Here is a 17,359-nt window from a genome sequence, read left to right as displayed (position 1 = left end):
TTTCAAATGTTTCTAGCATTAATTATTAATTTCTTGATTGTTTTGTTGGCAATTCCAATTCTGACAAAATACTTGAAAGCAAGAGGCGAGGTTGGCGTCGAAAGAAGTGGCAAACATGGTTTTGGCGTAGATACTTCTGCAAAAAACGGGACACCATCGATGGGCGGCTTGGCCTTTATCTTATCGTCTCTGTTATCATCTCTGCTGCTGCTCATGATTTTTCACGAGGTGACCACAGTTTACCTGCTGATTTTAGTCTCGGTATTTTCCTATGGCCTGATTGGTTTTATTGACGATTGGCTGAAGGCCTTCTACCACCGTGATGATGGTTTCCGTTTTCTTCCGAAACTGCTATCTCAGATTTTTTCCGGATTGTTAACAACGCTTGTCCTTCTCTTTTCCGGCTTATCTGATCAGCTGACTTTCGCATTTCTCAAACAGCTGCCGATTTACCTGCTTTTGGAATTTCTTTTTTATTTAGTCTGGTTTGTCGGCTGGAGTAATGCTGCAAATTTTGTAGATGGCATTGATGGCTTGCTGGCAGGCGTTGCCATCATTATGTTTGCAGGCTTTGCTTTGATTTCCTGGCGGAATGGCTCAACGGTACTGTTCTTATTTGATGTCTCTTTGATCGGATCTCTATTGGCCTATTTGATTTTCAATAAGCCCAAGGCATCAATTTTTATGGGAGATTGCGGCAGTATGGCACTAGGCGCCGCAATGGCTGTTAATGTGATTATTTTAGGAAATCCTTGGAGCCTGTTGTGGTTTGGCTTGATTCCGCTGATACATACTTTGTCCGTCATGATTCAGGTTCCTGTCTATCATTTCTTCCACGTTCGTGTCTTTCCGGTAACGCCGCTGCAGCATGCATTTCAAAAGATTGGCTGGCCGGAGTGGCGCATTGACAGTCTCTATTGGCTGATTCAGTTTATAATTACCGTGATTGGAGTATATGTATGGATCAGATGAGTTTTGAAAATAAAAAAGTGCTTGTCTATGGCTGGGCACGTTCAGGAAGAGCTGCTTATCAATTTTTAAAAGAGTTGGGTGCTCAGGTATTTTTAACAACAGATGAAAAACCACAGGACTTGCCGGATGATATTAATTTTGTCACCGATATCGATGATAGTTTTGCCTATCTCGTAAAAAATCCTGGGATCAGATACGATAAACCGATTATCCAAAAAGCATTAGCCTTAAACATTCCTGTCATGACCGAAGTGCAGGTTGCTTTGAGCCAATATCATGGTGAAGTAATCGCGGTGACGGGTTCTAATGGTAAAACGACGACCACGACTTTGATTGGCAAGATGCTTCAGGCTGATCAAGTGGATGTCAAAATTGGCGGGAACATCGGTGTGCCTGTCAGCGAATTATTGTTAACAAAACCTTATCCTAAAGTGCTAATGCTGGAATTATCCAGTTTTCAGCTTGAAGGGGCGCAAAATATCGAACCAAGAATTGCTGTGATTACCAATTTGTTTGCTTCGCACATCGATTTTCATGGCACACGTGCTAATTATCTCAAGGCTAAATTCGCAATCACACAAAATCAGACTGCTGACGATTACCTTGTCTTAAATGATGCCTCGGCAGATGAAAAAGATTTCGCCAAACGCAGCCATGCACAGGCTTATTATTTCTCGCCAAGCAATACGCATGTGACCAGTTACGTCAATAATGATGTCATCTATTTTGAGGATGAAAAGATTATTGATCTAGATGAAGTCGTCTTGGTAGGCGAACATAACTTGGAGAATATTCTCGCTGCAATCACAGCTGCCAAGCTTTTCGGCGTATCCAATCAGGCGATTAAAGCCGTTCTCAGAAGTTTTAGCGGCCTGGAACATCGTTTGGAACATGTCGGCACCATCCACGACCGCATTGTTTACAACGATTCTAAGGCAACTGATATTGAGGCCACTCAAAAAGCCTTAGGCAGTTTCAAACAAGATATTACCTTAATTGCCGGCGGCTTGGATCGTGGCGATGATCTGACCAGATTAGTTCCGAATCTGAAAAAGGTTGTCAGTCTGATTGTCTACGGCCAGACCAAGGGCAAGCTGCAGGAAGCAGGGAAACTGGCTGGCATTGCTCAGATTGTTGTCGTTGACAATTTAACAGATGCTGTTGCGAAGGCTAAAGAAATCAGCCAGCCTGGTCAGGTCATTTTGTTCAGCCCGGCGGCCGCAAGTTGGGACCAATTTGCTAATTTTGAGATACGAGGGCGTGAGTTTAAGAAACTAATTCAGGCCGAGGAGGGCTGGTCATGAGTATGAGATTAATTGTTTCAGGCGGCGGCACCGGGGGACACATCTATCCGGCTTTGGCCTTAGTAGAGACGCTGCGAAAAAAAGATCCTGATGCCAAAGTACTTTACGTCGGCTCATTTCGCGGCTTAGAGGGCGGCATTGTCCCGAAAACGGGCCTGGCATTTAAGCAGCTTCATGTGCAGGGCTTTTCGCGTTCACTTTCTTTGACGAACTTCAAGACAATCAGCTTGTTTTTAAAAGCTGTTAAAGAGGCTAAAAAGATTATTGCTGATTTCAAACCGGATATCGTATTAGGTACTGGTGGTTATGTTTCGGGTGCTGTCCTATATGCGGCTCAACGCATGCATATCCCAACAGTGATTAATGAACAGAATTCCATTGCCGGCATGACAAATAAATTTCTTAGCCGAGGAGCTGACAAAATTGCGATCAGTTTTCCTAACGCGGCCAGTCAGTTTCCGAAAGATAAGGTCGTCATGACTGGCAATCCGCGCGGTCAGCAGGTGGCTGAAAAAAAGAGCACTTTCAGTCTGAAAGATATCTCATTTAGAGAGAAACTGCCAACAGTTTTGATTTTTGGCGGTTCCGGTGGTGCCTTGGCTTTAAATCGGGCTGTTGTTGATTTTGCACAGCGTTTTGCCAAACAAACACAGATGCAGGCAATCTTCGTTACCGGTAAAAAATACTTTGCCTCTGTTAGCGAAAAATTGCTTAATCTTGACGTTCATAGCAGCAATCTGGCAGTACTGCCTTATCTAGATAATATGGATGAAGTACTGCCAAAAATAGATTTGCTGGTCAGCCGTTCCGGTGCAACAACCTTAGCTGAAATTACAGCACTAGGCATTCCCTCAATTCTGATCCCGTCACCGAATGTGACGGCCAATCATCAGGAAAAAAATGCCCGCCAATTAGAAGAGGCTGGTGCGGCACAAGTCATTGTCGAATCAGAATTAACTTCCGCAAAGCTTTATCACGATATGACAGAGTTGCTGTCTGATTCAAAAAAACTGGAGCAAATGGCGGCTAAAGCCAAAAGCCTTGGTCACCCGGACGCCGCAGACCGGCTTTATGATCTGCTGCTTGAAGTGATTAATGACAAGCAGAGCCGCTAAAACACACAATCAAGTCCATAAACGGACAATGATCAATTTCCAAAAGGGCTCGCCTAATCTGCCGCATTTTAAAAATCCAATACTGAATAAGATTGGATTATTTTTTTCTGCCTTGATATTTGTTGTTTTGCTTGTTCAAATGCTGCTATTTTTGCGGCCTTGGCAAAAAATTACCGAAGTGAAAGTTTATACCGACCAGATGGATTATAAACAGATTTTGGACCGCGTTGGTATTCACACTGGTGATCCTTATTGGCGCTGGGCTGGCCAAGGGCAAACCGTCAACTATCCGGTTAAACACGATCCGATGATTAAATCTGTCAGTATGACTTTGTCTAAAAACGGCGTCGCGAGTCTGCATGTTCAAGAAATCTTAACGGCTGGTTTTGTCCAGAATGGACAAAGCTGGTATCGTTTGGACCAGCGGGGAAACCTGGGTCGCAAAATTGCTCAGCCCGATGGCAGAACACCTGTTTATACAAACTTTTCACAGAAGTCGCCTATTCTGAGACAGGCCGTCAAAGCCTACTTGTCTACGGATAAAGTGATTCGTCTATCTATTGGGCAAATCGTATTTTCGCCGGTTAAAAGTGCCCAGACAAGACTGGCACTAATTATGAATGATGGGAATCTCGTTTATGTACAGCCTGCTTCGATGGCGGCCAAGATGGCACTGTATCCGCAAATGGCAGCGGCGATGAAAGCACAAGGCATTGGAAAAGGGGTGATCGATTTGCAATATGGTTCTTTTGCAAGAAAATTTCAGGAAAGCGATAAACATTTGACTGATTCAATGCAAAATAACAAGTGACTGGATTACCGGTCAGAAAACAGCGAACAAATGTTTGAAAATTAAGATGGTTTTAAAGACCTTTATTATCATGGTAATCACTGTTAAATTTGTGTTTGTTGGATATGAATAATGATGTGATTGTCGGCCTAGATGTCGGCTCGGATAAAATTAAATGTGTGATTATCAAACGCACGCCTAATCAGCACTATGGTATTGTTGCTGTCGGCGAGACAGCCAGCCAGGGTGTTAAGCATGGTATGGTAGTAGATATAGCCGCAGCCAGCCGGTCGATTGCCGACGCGATTGCCCAGGCAGAAAGCAAAGCGAATTTCTCGATTACCGAGGTGAGCCTATCCTTACCGGCAATTCAAATTTCGATGCGGCATCTGCACGGCTCGGTGAATGTTGCCAGAAATGATAAACGCATTACTGAGGATGATGTTGTCAATGCCTTTCGACAAGCAGTTTCGACGGCTCAGCTGCCAGCTAACCAGGAAGTTGTCGATTTGATACCAGAGGAGTTTGTGATTGATGGCTTCGGCCAGGTTCCCAATCCGCTGGATATGGTTGGCGTGGTTCTCGAAGTGAATGCTCAGGCTTTTATCGGGCCCAAGACGATTGTTGAAAATTTGAAAACAGCCGTCCGCCAAGCGGGTTTGATTGTCTCTGAATTAATTCTTTCGCCAATCTCGGAAAGTGAATTGATACTCTCTGAGAATGAACAGAGCGAAGGCAGCATCATTATTGATTTAGGTGCCTTTCAGACAACGGCTTCCATTGTTAAAAATCATCGTTTACAGTTCATCGCAAATATTCAGCAGGGTGGTGCCTACGTCACTTCTGATATTCGGACCGTCTTGGCTGAGGAAAATCATATTTCGATTAGTTTTGATCAGGCTGAACAGATTAAACGTGATTTTGGGTATGCTGACCCCCTGAGGTTGGAAAGCGGGCGTAAGATCGAGCTCAATCGTGCTGGCAGCGGGCAGGTGCAGGAAGTTGCGGTTTCCTATCTCTCGCAAATTATTGGTGCACGCCTAGAAGAAATTTCGTCTGAGCTATATGCCCATCTGAATCAGCTGCAGTCCTTACCGGTACCTAGAAGCATGGTTTTGACTGGCGGCGGCGCAGCTTTGGCTGGCATTGACGAACTGTTTAATAAACGTTTCAATAAACAAGTGCATGTGTTTGTTCCACAGGAAATTGGACTCAGGCATCCATCATTCGTCAATTCTTTGTCCGTTGCTAACTATGTTGCAAATCAATCTGTGACAGACTGGCTGGCAAAGCGTACACTAAATTTGGCACTGGTCTCTCCGAGTTCGGATTTCACACAGGCAAGCCCTGAAGGTGAGCAGCAAAAGGCAAGAAAGCGTAATAGAACCGGGTCAGATGAAAAAAAACCGGGTTTTCTTGATAAAATAAAAGAATATTATTCGCGGATGTTCGAATAAGAGGTAAAGATGGTAGGTAAAAGAAAAGCAACAGAAAATAATAATAACGACTTGGTTGCACCAGCAGCTCAGTCCGGTTATGGTGCAAACATTAAGGTTATCGGTGTTGGCGGCGGCGGTTCCAATGCAATCGATCGTATGATCGAAGAAGGGATCGAAGGCGTTCAGTTTATTGTCGCAAATACTGATATGCAGGCTTTGAGCGCTTCAAAAGCGCCAAACAAGCTTCAATTAGGACCAAAATTGACGCGCGGCCTCGGAGCTGGTTCGACACCGGAAGTCGGTGAAAAAGCTGGTGAGGAGTCACAACAATCAATTCAAGAAGTGCTGCAAGGAGCTGACTTAGTTTTTGTTACTGCCGGCATGGGCGGTGGTACCGGTAACGGTGCTGCTCCTGTGATCGCGCGCATTGCACGTGAGGTTGGTGCGCTGACTGTTGGTGTTGTGACTCGTCCCTTTAATTTTGAAGGGCCGAAGCGTGCCCGGTTTGCTGCTGAAGGTATTGCAAAATTGAAGGAAAACGTTGATACCTTGGTGGTTGTCTCCAACAATCGTCTTTTAGAAATCATGGATCGCAAGGCATCGTTGGCTGATTCCTTCAGAGCGGCTGATAATACTTTGCTGCAGGGTGTCCGCGGAATTTCCGACTTGATTACCAAGCCGGGTATCATCAACTTGGATTTTGCCGATGTTAAGACCATCATGACAAACGGTGGTATGGCTCTCATGGGTATCGGTTCTGCTACGGGCGAAAATCGTGCCGCAGAAGCGACAAAAGCTGCTATTGCCTCACCATTGCTCGAAGTTGACTTAAAGGGCGCTTCAGACGTTATTTTGAGTGTTACCGGTTCGGCTGATATGTCTCTGTACGAAGCTCAGACAGCGGCTGATGTTGTGACACAAGCTGCAGGACAAGATGTCAATATTGTCTTTGGAACTTCGGTCGATGACAAGCTTGAAGATGAGGTTCGTGTCACAGTTGTGGCCACACACATTAATCAAGGACCAAGCCAGCCAGCTGGTTCGTCTTCCAATGACGTTTTCACGATGAATAGCGAGGCACAGGATTCCGAAGCTGATCAGGGTAAGAAATCTTCCGTTTTCGATGATATTCCAAATGTGACTGTCGATCCGATTAGCGGTAACAACAAAGTTGTTCCGAATTCTAGCGCTGCTTCGGCGGCACCTAAATCCGCAGAGCCAAAGAATAATTCAGGTAAATTATTCGAAGATTGGCAGCTGAATACAGTTCGGCGCGATCAAAATCAGAACCCGCAGAACAATAATTCACAATTTAATCGTCCAAATAATCAGAGTTCAGCGTTTAATCAATCCAACGATCCTTCGGATGATGATGACTCCTCATCGAGGCCCTCATTTTTCAAGCGTCATTAATATTTAATTAGGAGCAGATATGGCATTTTCATTTAAAAGTTTTTTCGGCGGCGCAGATGACGACGAAGAGGAATACGAAGACGCGAATTACGAACAGCAGCCCGCTCAGGCGCAGCGTAATCCCAATCCTCAAGCACAAACTGCAACCGCACAAAACTCAGCTAATTATCAAGGCAGGGGTAACTACGGATATAGTAACGAATATCGGCAGCAGCCTCGTATGTCTGCTGTTGGCTCTTCAACGCAGAATAATAATAATTCAGCTAAAATTGATAGTCATATTGCGCTCTTTGTTCCAAAAGTATTTTCTGATGCCAAAACGATCGTGAATCAATTACTGCTTCATGAGGCGGTGATTGTTAATTTTTCTGCGATTGACAGCACCCAGTCTTCAAAGATTGTGGATTTTGTTGCCGGCGCGATTTATGCAGTTGAAGGCTCCATCGAAAAAATTTCTGATGACATTTGGTTGATCGCTCCTAATAATTATGCAGTGTCTGGTTCTGGATCGGCAGCAGATGCGATGGGGCAAAATGCCCGTTTCTAACTTTATCTATTATTTGTACGTCCTTATTCATTGGGCTGTCGACATCTATTCTTGGATGATTGTCTTGTCTGCTGTGATCACTTGGCTGCCGAATTTACGAGCCTCGAGACTGGCTTACTGGCTAAATCGTTTGACACAACCTTTTATCGGTATTTTTCAACGCCTGATTCCGCCAATTGTCGGAATCGATTTTTCACCTTTGATCGCATTACTGGTTTTACAGTTTGCTGATCGTGCTTTGCTCGCAATTTTTGTACAATTGTTTTAATGACAAATTTTGAGATTAATTTAGACGCATATCCTGAGCCAGAAAGGCCATTTATTAAAAAGGCACTTGGCTGGGTGCGTGCTGCATTCAAAGACAGTTTTTTAACTGTCTTTTTGAATCCGCGAGAACAGCTGCTGCTGGCCGGCTTGGCCAAACAGGCTGACTTGTCGATTGTTTTTTCTGGTGGTTATCCGCAGGCTGAGAATAAGCGTGCCCTTATCTCAGCTGGTACTGGAGAACCTGACTTTCAGATTGCAGTACTTCAATTGGATTATGCAGCCAAGTATATTCACCTGCATCATTCTACGATCCTTGGTTCCTTGCTTCATCAGGGAATTGCCTATGATCGGATCGGTGATGTGATTCATGAAGCAGATCGCTGGCAGATTTTAATTGATGCCCAGCTGGCACAATTTGTGACTGACAATGTGAAAAGAGCTGGGTCGAAAAAAATTGCTTTTCATGTAGTTGAAGCTTCTGATTTGCTGACACCTGAATCTGATGAAAAAGAAAAAGAGGTGATCGTGGCATCTCAGCGAATCGATTTGCTGATTAGCCAGATTTACAATTTTTCTCGGGCACATGCCAAAGATTTGATCGAGAGCGGTCAAGTCATGGTCAATTGGTTTGAGAGTGATAACCCAAGTTATTTGGCTAAATTGGGCGATGTGATTTCAACACATTCATTTGGGCGTATTCGTTTGATCGAGACTCGTGGGACCACGAATCGCAACAAAATCAGATTGAAGATTGGAATTGTCGGAAAAAACTAGAAATTTGCTGACAGTTTTGTATAATGGCTTTATATCACTGGAACAGAAAGTTAAAGTTTAGACGCCAAGCAAGCCGGGTTGATGGAAGCCGGCCGTCAATGAATTTTTTCAGATCAGCCGGTTGGAGTAATTGAGATACTGAGGCATGCTGTGATTGTCAGCGTGTGAAGTTGGGTGGTACCACGTGAAAACGTCCCGATATTTCGAGACGTTTTTTATTATCTGGAAAAGGGTGAAAAGAGACTATGAAGATCAAAGATACATTACATTTAGGCCATACGGATTTTCCGATGCGCGGCAGTCTGCCAAAGACTGAACCTGTCCGCGAAAAACAATGGGCTGATGACAAACTTTACGAACAGCGTTTGGCATTGAATAAAAACAAGCCGCATTTCAACCTGCATGACGGCCCGCCATATGCCAACGGAAACATTCATATCGGCCATGCGATGAACAAGATCTCCAAGGATATCATTGTCCGTTATAAAAATATGACTGGCTATTATGCCCCTTACGTACCGGGCTGGGATACACATGGTTTGCCGATCGAGCAGCAGCTGACTAAGGCCGGCCATGACCGTAAAGCGATGGCAAAAGCTGATTGGCGCCGTTTGGCACATGATTATGCGCTCAAACAAGTCGACATGCAGCGCAAAGATTTCAAGCGCTTAGGTGTTTTGGGCGACTGGGATCATCCGTATCTGACACTGCAACCGGAATTTGAGGCGGCTCAGATTCGTGTTTTTGGTGCCATGGCTGGCAAAGGCTATATCTACCGTGGTTTGAAACCGGTTTATTGGTCTTGGAGTTCGGAATCTGCTTTGGCTGAAGCTGAAATCGAATATCATGATTTGGAATCAACGTCGCTTTTTTATGCCAACCGTGTCAAAGATGGTAAAGGGATTTTAGATCACGATACTTATCTGGTTGTCTGGACGACGACGCCTTTTACGATTACGGCCTCTCGCGGGATTACCTTAGGACCTGATTTTGATTATGTGCTGGTCAAAGCGGCTAATGATGATCGCAAGTTTGTCGTTGCCAAAGCCTTGCTAGAAGAAAATGCTAAGCGTTTCGGCTGGCAGGATTGCAAAGTTCTTGCCACTTATAAAGGCATCGATTTGGATAAAATCACGGTCGAACATCCTTGGGATCCAGATGTGACCGAACTTGTTATGAACGCGAATCATGTCACTTTGGATGCTGGAACTGGTCTTGTTCATACGGCGCCTGGCTTTGGTGAAGACGACTACAATGTCGGCATGAAATACGGCATCGAAGTAGCCATGACTGTCGATGAAAAAGGGTATTTGATGGCTTCAGCCGGACCTGATTTTCAAGGCAAATTCTATGATGATGTGACACCGATTGTGATTGATAAATTAAAAGCAGCCGGTTTGTGGCTGGCAACGGAAAAAATTGTTCACTCATATCCATTTGACTGGCGGACAAAAAAGCCGATTATCTGGCGCGCTGTGCCGCAGTGGTTTGTTTCCATTGAGCCATTTAGAAAACAAATTCTTGATCAGATCGACAATGTGACTTTCTATCCGGATTGGGGCAAAGTCCGTCTGTACAATATGATCAAAGACCGCGGCGACTGGGTTATTTCCCGGCAGCGTGTCTGGGGTGTGCCATTGCCGATTTTCTATGCTGAAGACAAGACACCAATCGTTGATGAAAAATTGATTGATCATGTGGCCGATTTGTTTGCTAAACACGGATCGACTTACTGGTTTGAACACACGGCTAAAGAATTGCTGCCGGATGACTATACAAATCCGCACAGCCCTCATGGTGAATTCACAAAAGAAGAAGATATCATGGATGTCTGGTTCGATTCTGGATCAAGCTGGGCCGGCGTCATGCAGCAAAGAGACAATCTCGATTACCCAGCTGATGTCTATTTGGAAGGTGCCGACCAATTCCGCGGCTGGTTTAATTCCAACATCATCACGTCTGTGGCTGTTAATGGCATTGCGCCTTATAAGTCTGTGATTGCACAAGGATTCGTTTTTGATGATAAAGGGCAGAAAATGTCCAAGTCCTTGGGGAATATCATTTCGCCAAACGAAATTGCTGATCAAATGGGGATTGAAATCATCCGTCTCTGGGTCATGAGCATTGATTCCAGTGAAGATGTACATGTCTCGCGCGGTATTTTGAAACAGGTTTCTGAGTCTTACCGTAAGATTCGCAATACAATGCGTTTCCTATTGGCCAATACAGAAGACTTTGATGCTAAAAAAGACCGCGTACCATTTGAAAAACGGGCAGCCGTTGACAAGTGGATGACGGTCAAATTGAATCAATTTGTCAAAGACTGGCACGAAAAGATGCAGCGTTATGACTTCTATGATTTGTTCAAACAGTTGATTAATTTTGTTTCCACGGATTTGTCGGCCTTCTATCTGGACGTGGCCAAAGACATTGTCTATATCGATGAAGCAGATTCGGCCGAGCGTCGTTCTATGCAAACTGTTTTCTACGAGACTGCTGTGACGCTGACGAAACTTCTGACGCCGTTTTTGCCGCATACAGCCGAAGAAATTTGGGAAAATCTCCAAGAACCGGAAGCCTATGCTTATTTGTCTGAGGCGCCGGAATTCCAGCCGATTGCTGAAGCTGATAGTTTGCTGGCTGATTGGCAGACATTCTTTGATTTTCGCGACCAGGTGAATAAGGAATTGGAAAATGCCCGTGAAAAATCCTTGATCGGAAAAAGTGCCGAAGCAGCTTTGACAGTTGTTTTGACTCAAGAACAGGCTGATACTTTTGCAAAGCTCGGCTTGGATCTGCGTAAATTGCTGATGGTCAGCCAATTGACACAAAGCCAAGGCAGCGAGACATCTGTCCAAGTGGCGCATGCTAGCGGAGCAGTTGATCCTCGAGACCGGCTTTTCCATGATGATATTGGGGCAGACCAGAAGTTCCCGATGTTTTCTAAGAAAAACGCTGAAATTGTCGAGCACGATTTCCCGACTTTGACTGCAGCAGACTTGGAGGATTAAATTAATTATTTGTTTTAAAAAGAGCTCAGGCTCTTTTTTTGTTTGCCATTTTTTGGAAAGAATGCCCTTATCTAGGGATTCTTGTCGATATGCTTAATATTCGGGAAACATTAAAAATAATAAGAATTCTTAATCAAAATTTACGTAAATATAGCAAAACACGAACGTTCGGAAATAGATAGGCTGGATTTTTCAGTTTTTTTGGGGTACACTAAACAAGTATTTCGGAGGAAAGATGTCAGATACGAAGGTTGCGCTAGTAATGGGATCGGTTTCAGATTGGGACACAATGAAGCAAGCTGTCTCAGTTTTGAAGAACTTGCATGTGCCCTTTGAGAAGCATGTTATTTCCGCTCATCGTATGCCGGATCAGCTGAGTGCCTTTGCCAAATCCGCGAGAGATCGGGGCATTCAGATTATCATCGCTGGTGCTGGCGGGGCTGCACATTTACCCGGCATGCTTGCGGCTAACACGACTGTACCCGTTATCGGTGTACCCATGCAGTCTCATGCATTAAATGGTTTGGATTCATTATTATCGATTGTGCAGATGCCAGCAGGCGTTCCCGTGGCGACCACGGCAATCGGCACGGCCGGTGCAAAAAATGCTGCTTATCTAGCTGCATCCATCCTGAGTCTTTCTGATTCAGAGGTTTTAGATCAATTAAATTTATTTAGGAAAACACAGACTGAAAAAGCCATTGAAAGCGAGATGCAGCTCAATGACTGAGATGAGGTCTATTTTTTTTCCGCCAGCTACGATCGGCATTATCGGCGGCGGACAATTAGGACAGATGATGGCTTTGTCTGCTAAAGCCATGGGTTATCAGGTTGGTGTGTTGGATCCAACGCCTGATGCACCGGCAGCTCAAGTATCCGACTTTCAAATCACGGCTGCCTATGATGATCGAAAAGCCTTGACTAAGCTGGCCGAAAAGTCTGATCTGCTAACCTATGAATTTGAAAATGTCGATCAAAAAGTGCTCGCGGCTGTTGCAAAAGCGACTAGTACGGCTGTTCCACAAGGCGTCGCTTTGCTGGATATCACGTCCAACCGTTTGAATGAAAAAAATTTCCTGCGCGATCATGGTTTGCCGACAACGACATTTGCAGCAGTCGCTTCGCCAGCAGAATTGAGAAAAGCGGTCAAAGAAATTGGTTTTCCCGGAATTTTAAAAACGATTTCTGGCGGCTATGACGGACACGGCCAATGGGATATGAGTTCTCAGCAGGATGTTGATCAATTGATAGAAAACTGGCCGGACAAGCTGACCGCGATTTTGGAAAAACGGGTTGACTTTGTCAAAGAGATTTCGATCATGGTGACACGCGATGGCCAGGATCAAGTCAAGTTATGGCCGGTCACGGAAAATCGGCATCAGCATCACATCCTGCATTTCTCGATCGCGCCAGCCGATATCAAGCCGGAAGTCCGTCAGTCCATTCGCGATAAAGTGACGCACTTGGCACAGGAATTGCACTTATACGGGGTCTTGGGTGTTGAAATGTTTCTTACAGCCGATGATCGCGTGATTATCAATGAATTGGCACCGCGTCCGCATAATTCGGGACATCTGACGATCGAAGCCTGCAATGTTTCCCAATTCGAAGGACATATCCGGTCAATCTGTGGCCTGCCGATTGCTGATCCAATTTTACAATCACCAGCCGCGATGAGAAATCTCTTAGGTGACGATCTGCTAGCTGCGCGCCAGGATTTGCTGGAACATCCTGAGTGGCATTTTCACGATTATGGCAAGGCAGAAGTCCGGCCCGGCAGAAAGATGGGGCACATTACAGTCGTCGGCAGCGACGCAATCAAAGAATTAAAAGGGTGGAGACCATGACAGAAAAATTATTGTATTCAGGAAAAGCCAAAGACATGCTGCAGACAGACGATCCGCGGGTGATCCACGTCCGTTACAAAGATCAGGCGACGGCCTTAAATGGCAAAGTCAAAGAAAAAATTCCCGGCAAAGGGCAGCTGGCTTCGCATATTTCAGCTCTGCTCTTTGATTATTTGACAGCAAAGGGCATTGAAAACCATTTTATCAAAGAACTGGATAATGGCGATGCGCTGGTCAGAAAAGTCACGATTGTGCCATTGGAAGTTGTCACACGGAATCTGACAGCCGGCCACTTTGCTTCTCGATTCGGCCAAGCTGAACATCTGCCTTTAAAACCCGCTGTTCACGAATTTTATTTCAAATCTGATGCATTGGATGATCCCTTTATCAATGATGAGCAGATCTTGGCGTTGAAAATTGCCGATGCTAAGACGATCGCGGCTTTAAAAGAAAAAGCTGAAACAGTCAATCAGCTGTTAACAGAATTGTTTGCTTCAATCGGCGTGACCTTAGTCGATTTCAAATTGGAATTTGGTTTCACAGATGATGGGCGGTTGATTTTAGCTGATGAGCTGTCACCGGATAACATGAGGCTGCTTGATCAGGAGAGCCAGCAGTCTTTGGATAAAGATGTTTTTCGGAAAAAGACCGGCGATTTGAGAGTCGGTTATCAAACTGTGTTAACCCGTTTGAACAATAAATTGAGCATAAAGGAAAACTAACTATGTACTTAGCTAAAATTTACGTCACTTATAAAAAATCGATTCTGGATCCGCAAGGTGAGGTTGTTAAGTCAGCCCTGCATCGTCTGAATTATACGAATGTACAGGCTGTTACTTGCGGGAAATATTTTGAAATCAAGCTGGATACTGCTGATAAAGCAGCAGCTGCTAAGGAAGTCGAGACATTTTCTGACGAACTGCTGATCAATATCAATATGGAGAGCTTTACTTACGATTTGAGCGAACTGGCTGAGGCGGTGGATTAACATGCGCGCGGCGGTGATTAATTTTCCTGGTTCCAATTGCGTACTGGATATGTATTATGCGCTGAAGGATTTTCGACTTGATGCTGAAATTGTTGATGCCAACCAGGAAAATCTAGATGGCTTTTCAGCAATTTTTCTGCCGGGCGGCTTTTCTTATGGTGATTATCTGCGCACAGGCGCGATCGCGCGTTTTGCGCCAGCCATGAAAGGCGTTGCCAAAGCGGCGAAAGATGGTCGGCTGGTTGTCGGCATTTGCAACGGTTTTCAAATTCTGACGGAAGCTGGCTTGCTGCCCGGTGCCTTAAGGGAAAATGCCAAACCGGGCTTTATCTGCGATGAAATCACATTAAATGTTGCTAACCCCGACAGTATCTTCTCATCGGCTTATGACAAGTTGCAAATCACATTGCCGATTGCTCACGGTGCCGGCAATTATTACGCTGACGCACAGACACTGGCATCATTAAAAGCACATCAGCAGATTATTTTCACTTATGAAGATAATCCTAATGGCTCCTTGGATGATATCGCCGGAATTGTCAATCAGGCGGGTAATGTGTTTGGCATGATGCCCCATCCTGAACGCGCTGTCGATCCGCTTTTGGGCAACACGGACGGGCGCGCTTTCTTCCAATCAATTCTGCAAAGAAAGGATCTTTTAACCCATGCTGACTAAAGTAAATCCTGAACCAAAAACGGCTGTCCAGATTCAAACCGAAAAAATTTACGCTGATTGGGGGCTGACTGAGCGCGAATACGACATTATTAAAACGCGTCTGGGCCGTTTGCCTAATTACACGGAAACGGGCTTATTTTCAGCCATGTGGTCCGAACACGCTTCTTATAAAAAATCTAAGCCATTACTGCGCAGCTTTTGGTCAAAAAATGAGCGCGTCCTGCAAGGGCCTGGTGAAAACGCCGGTATTTTGGATATCGGTGATGGCCAGGCAGTTGTTTTCAAAGCCGAAAGCCATAACCATCCGTCACAAGTCGAACCCTATCAGGGTGCGGCCACGGGTGTCGGTGGTATTTTAAGAGACATTTTTGCCATGGGGGCTCAGCCGATCGCAGTTTTGGATTCCTTGCGTTTTCCGGAAGTCACCGATGACAAGACACGTTCTTTAATTGACGGCGTGATTGCGGGGATTGCTGGTTATGGAAATTCAATCGGTATTCCCACAGTTGGTGGCGATGTCTATTTTGACGATTCATATCGCGGCAATTTGTTGTGCAATGTAATGGCTGTCGGCTTGATGAATCACAGTATTATCAAAGTCGGTCAGGCTCGCGGTGCCGGCAATTCGGTGATTTATGTTGGCGCCAAGACAGGACGTGATGGGATAAACGGTGCCAGTTTTGCATCAGCTGAATTCTCGTCTGAAAAAGCTGCTCAGCGTTCGGCCGTCCAAGTCGGCGATCCCTTTATGGAAAAGCTGGTCATGGATGCCACAATCAAAGCTGTCAAAGACCTGCCGGATATTGTCTTGGGCATTCAGGATATGGGTGCGGCCGGGATTTTGTCTTCCTCATCGGAAATGGGCGAAAAAGGCCACTCAGGGATTGAGCTGAATCTGGATCGCGTACCAGTTCGTGAGACCGGCATGATTCCTTATGAATTGATGCTGTCCGAATCGCAGGAACGCATGCTGCTTGTCGCCGCTAAAGGGCAGGAACAGCGCGTGATCGATCTCTATAAAGATTTCGGATTAGACGCGGTTGTGATTGGCAAAGTGACAGATGATGGCCGTTATCGTTTGACCTTTCAGGGGGAAACGGTCGCTGATGTCGACATTAATCTGCTGACAAAAGCGCCTTCCAGCGAACTGCCTAGTCAATTACCGGCTCATATCGCCGAGGCTGAGCAAACACAATTCCAGCCTGTCGTGAAAGATCCTGCTGAAATGTTTTTGAAAATGCTGGCATCCCCGACAATTGCTTCAAAAAAAGCCTTTTATCGTCATTTTGATTCCATGGTTAGAAGCGACACAGTCTTACGTCCCGGATCAGATGCCGCGGTCTTGCGTATTCGCGGGACAAAAAAAGCGCTAGCGATGACGACTGACGTCAATAGCCGTTATGTCTATCTGGACCCATATGAGGGCAGCCGCATGGCCATGGCCGAGGCAGCTAGAAATATCGTTGCCAGCGGTGCGATTCCGATCGGGATTACGGATTGCTTGAATTTCGGCAATCCCGATGATCCAGAAATTTTTTATGAGTTAAAAGAGTCAATCGCCGGTCTGAATCAGATGGCTAAAAAACTAAATACGCCAGTGATTTCCGGCAATGTTTCCCTATATAACGAGACAGATCATCAAGCGATTTACCCGACGCCGATGGTCGGCATGGTTGGCTTGATTGAAGACAAGCGCCAGATTACTTCGGTACCTTTCAAGCGGGCCGGTGATTTGATTTATTTAATCGGCCAAACACAAGACGACTTTAACGGTACGGAAATCCAAAAACTGTTAACGGGCAAGATTTCCGGAAAACTTTTCACTTTTGACGAGACGGCTGAATTAGCTAACCAACAGTTTGTTACTAAGGCGATTGCAACTGGCCTGCTGGCTTCGGCACATGATTTGTCTGAAGGCGGTTTGGCTGTGGCTTTGTCCGAATCTGTTTTCAATACGGATTTCAGTTTCCAAGTGGCTTTTCAGGGCACACATGCAGCTTTGTTCTCAGAGACCAATGGTCGTTTTATCGTCTCCGTGACAGCTGACAAGCAGCAGGCCTTTGAACAATTAGCCGGTAAACAGGCTGAGCTGATCGGTCAAGTCACCGATGGCACAACACTAGAAATTAAAGATGCTGAAGGCAGTTTTTCAATCAGCAAGCAGCAGGCCGCCGATCGCTGGCAGAATGCACTGGCTGAGTTGATGAGCTAATGGA

The 17,359-nt window shown here is 45.3% G+C and carries 16 protein-coding genes; all 16 read left to right on the top strand.

Going from position 1 to position 17,359, the window contains the following annotated elements:
- Window positions 1–6 precede the first annotated feature (6 nt).
- The 16 genes from NRF22_RS02170 to purL all read left to right on the top strand — a co-directional run bounded on the left by NRF22_RS02170 (window position 7) and on the right by purL (window position 17,355).
- Window positions 7–972, top strand: coding sequence for a phospho-N-acetylmuramoyl-pentapeptide-transferase (locus NRF22_RS02170; RefSeq protein ID WP_263779021.1), 966 nt, complete (start codon window positions 7–9; stop codon window positions 970–972).
- Window positions 960–2,276 carry a UDP-N-acetylmuramoyl-L-alanine--D-glutamate ligase gene (murD, locus tag NRF22_RS02165; protein WP_263779020.1) on the top strand — a complete coding sequence of 439 codons (1,317 nt, stop codon included), beginning with the start codon at window positions 960–962 and terminating at the stop codon, window positions 2,274–2,276. Before NRF22_RS02170 ends, murD begins: the two co-directional genes overlap by 13 nt.
- A 2-nt stretch (window positions 2,277–2,278) precedes the next feature.
- Window positions 2,279–3,391, top strand: coding sequence for an undecaprenyldiphospho-muramoylpentapeptide beta-N-acetylglucosaminyltransferase (murG, locus tag NRF22_RS02160; RefSeq protein WP_263779272.1), 1,113 nt, complete (start codon window positions 2,279–2,281; stop codon window positions 3,389–3,391).
- A 28-nt stretch (window positions 3,392–3,419) separates the two neighbouring features.
- Window positions 3,420–4,202, top strand: a complete 783-nt coding sequence (locus tag NRF22_RS02155) for a cell division protein FtsQ/DivIB (protein WP_318528700.1) — start codon at window positions 3,420–3,422, stop codon at window positions 4,200–4,202.
- 104 nt (window positions 4,203–4,306) lie between these two features.
- Entirely contained in the window at window positions 4,307–5,638 is a 1,332-nt protein-coding gene (ftsA, locus tag NRF22_RS02150; protein WP_263779018.1) for a cell division protein FtsA, read from the top strand.
- Window positions 5,639–5,647: 9 nt separating this feature from the next.
- A complete protein-coding gene (gene ftsZ / locus NRF22_RS02145) occupies window positions 5,648–7,033 on the top strand; it encodes a cell division protein FtsZ (RefSeq protein ID WP_263779016.1) in 1,386 nt (461 codons plus the stop codon).
- Window positions 7,034–7,052: 19 nt separating this feature from the next.
- Window positions 7,053–7,580, top strand: coding sequence for a cell division protein SepF (locus NRF22_RS02140; RefSeq protein ID WP_263779015.1), 528 nt, complete (start codon window positions 7,053–7,055; stop codon window positions 7,578–7,580).
- Window positions 7,567–7,848: a YggT family protein gene (locus tag NRF22_RS02135; protein ID WP_263779014.1), complete on the top strand. Its 282-nt coding sequence runs from the start codon at window positions 7,567–7,569 to the stop codon at window positions 7,846–7,848. The genes NRF22_RS02140 and NRF22_RS02135 overlap by 14 nt, the downstream gene beginning before the upstream one ends.
- Entirely contained in the window at window positions 7,848–8,621 is a 774-nt protein-coding gene (locus NRF22_RS02130; protein WP_263779012.1) for an RNA-binding protein, read from the top strand. The genes NRF22_RS02135 and NRF22_RS02130 overlap by 1 nt, the downstream gene beginning before the upstream one ends.
- Before the next feature lie 245 nt (window positions 8,622–8,866).
- Window positions 8,867–11,632 (top strand): isoleucine--tRNA ligase, encoded by a 2,766-nt coding sequence (ileS, locus tag NRF22_RS02125; RefSeq protein WP_263779010.1) that lies wholly within the window; start codon window positions 8,867–8,869, stop codon window positions 11,630–11,632.
- 235 nt (window positions 11,633–11,867) lie between these two features.
- The gene (gene purE, locus NRF22_RS02120) at window positions 11,868–12,362 is read left to right on the top strand and encodes a 5-(carboxyamino)imidazole ribonucleotide mutase (protein ID WP_263779009.1); all 495 of its coding nucleotides are present in this window, start codon (window positions 11,868–11,870) and stop codon (window positions 12,360–12,362) included.
- A gap of 1 nt (window position 12,363) precedes the next feature.
- Window positions 12,364–13,479, top strand: a complete 1,116-nt coding sequence (gene purK / locus NRF22_RS02115) for a 5-(carboxyamino)imidazole ribonucleotide synthase (protein WP_412178707.1) — start codon at window positions 12,364–12,366, stop codon at window positions 13,477–13,479.
- Window positions 13,476–14,201: a phosphoribosylaminoimidazolesuccinocarboxamide synthase gene (gene purC, locus NRF22_RS02110; RefSeq protein ID WP_263779007.1), complete on the top strand. Its 726-nt coding sequence runs from the start codon at window positions 13,476–13,478 to the stop codon at window positions 14,199–14,201. The genes purK and purC overlap by 4 nt, the downstream gene beginning before the upstream one ends.
- A 2-nt stretch (window positions 14,202–14,203) precedes the next feature.
- On the top strand, window positions 14,204–14,467 hold the full coding sequence (gene purS / locus NRF22_RS02105; RefSeq protein WP_263779006.1) for a phosphoribosylformylglycinamidine synthase subunit PurS: 264 nt from the start codon (window positions 14,204–14,206) through the stop codon (window positions 14,465–14,467).
- A gap of 1 nt (window position 14,468) precedes the next feature.
- A complete protein-coding gene (gene purQ, locus NRF22_RS02100; RefSeq protein ID WP_263779005.1) occupies window positions 14,469–15,143 on the top strand; it encodes a phosphoribosylformylglycinamidine synthase subunit PurQ in 675 nt (224 codons plus the stop codon).
- Window positions 15,133–17,355 (top strand): phosphoribosylformylglycinamidine synthase subunit PurL, encoded by a 2,223-nt coding sequence (purL, locus tag NRF22_RS02095; protein ID WP_263779004.1) that lies wholly within the window; start codon window positions 15,133–15,135, stop codon window positions 17,353–17,355. Before purQ ends, purL begins: the two co-directional genes overlap by 11 nt.
- Window positions 17,356–17,359: the final 4 nt, after the last annotated feature.

Source organism: Oenococcus kitaharae (genome assembly GCF_025758695.1).
GTDB classification, from domain to species: Bacteria; Bacillota; Bacilli; order Lactobacillales; family Lactobacillaceae; genus Oenococcus; species Oenococcus kitaharae_A.
Note: the sequence above shows the minus strand (reverse complement) of the source record. Positions and strands in the feature narration are given on the sequence as shown.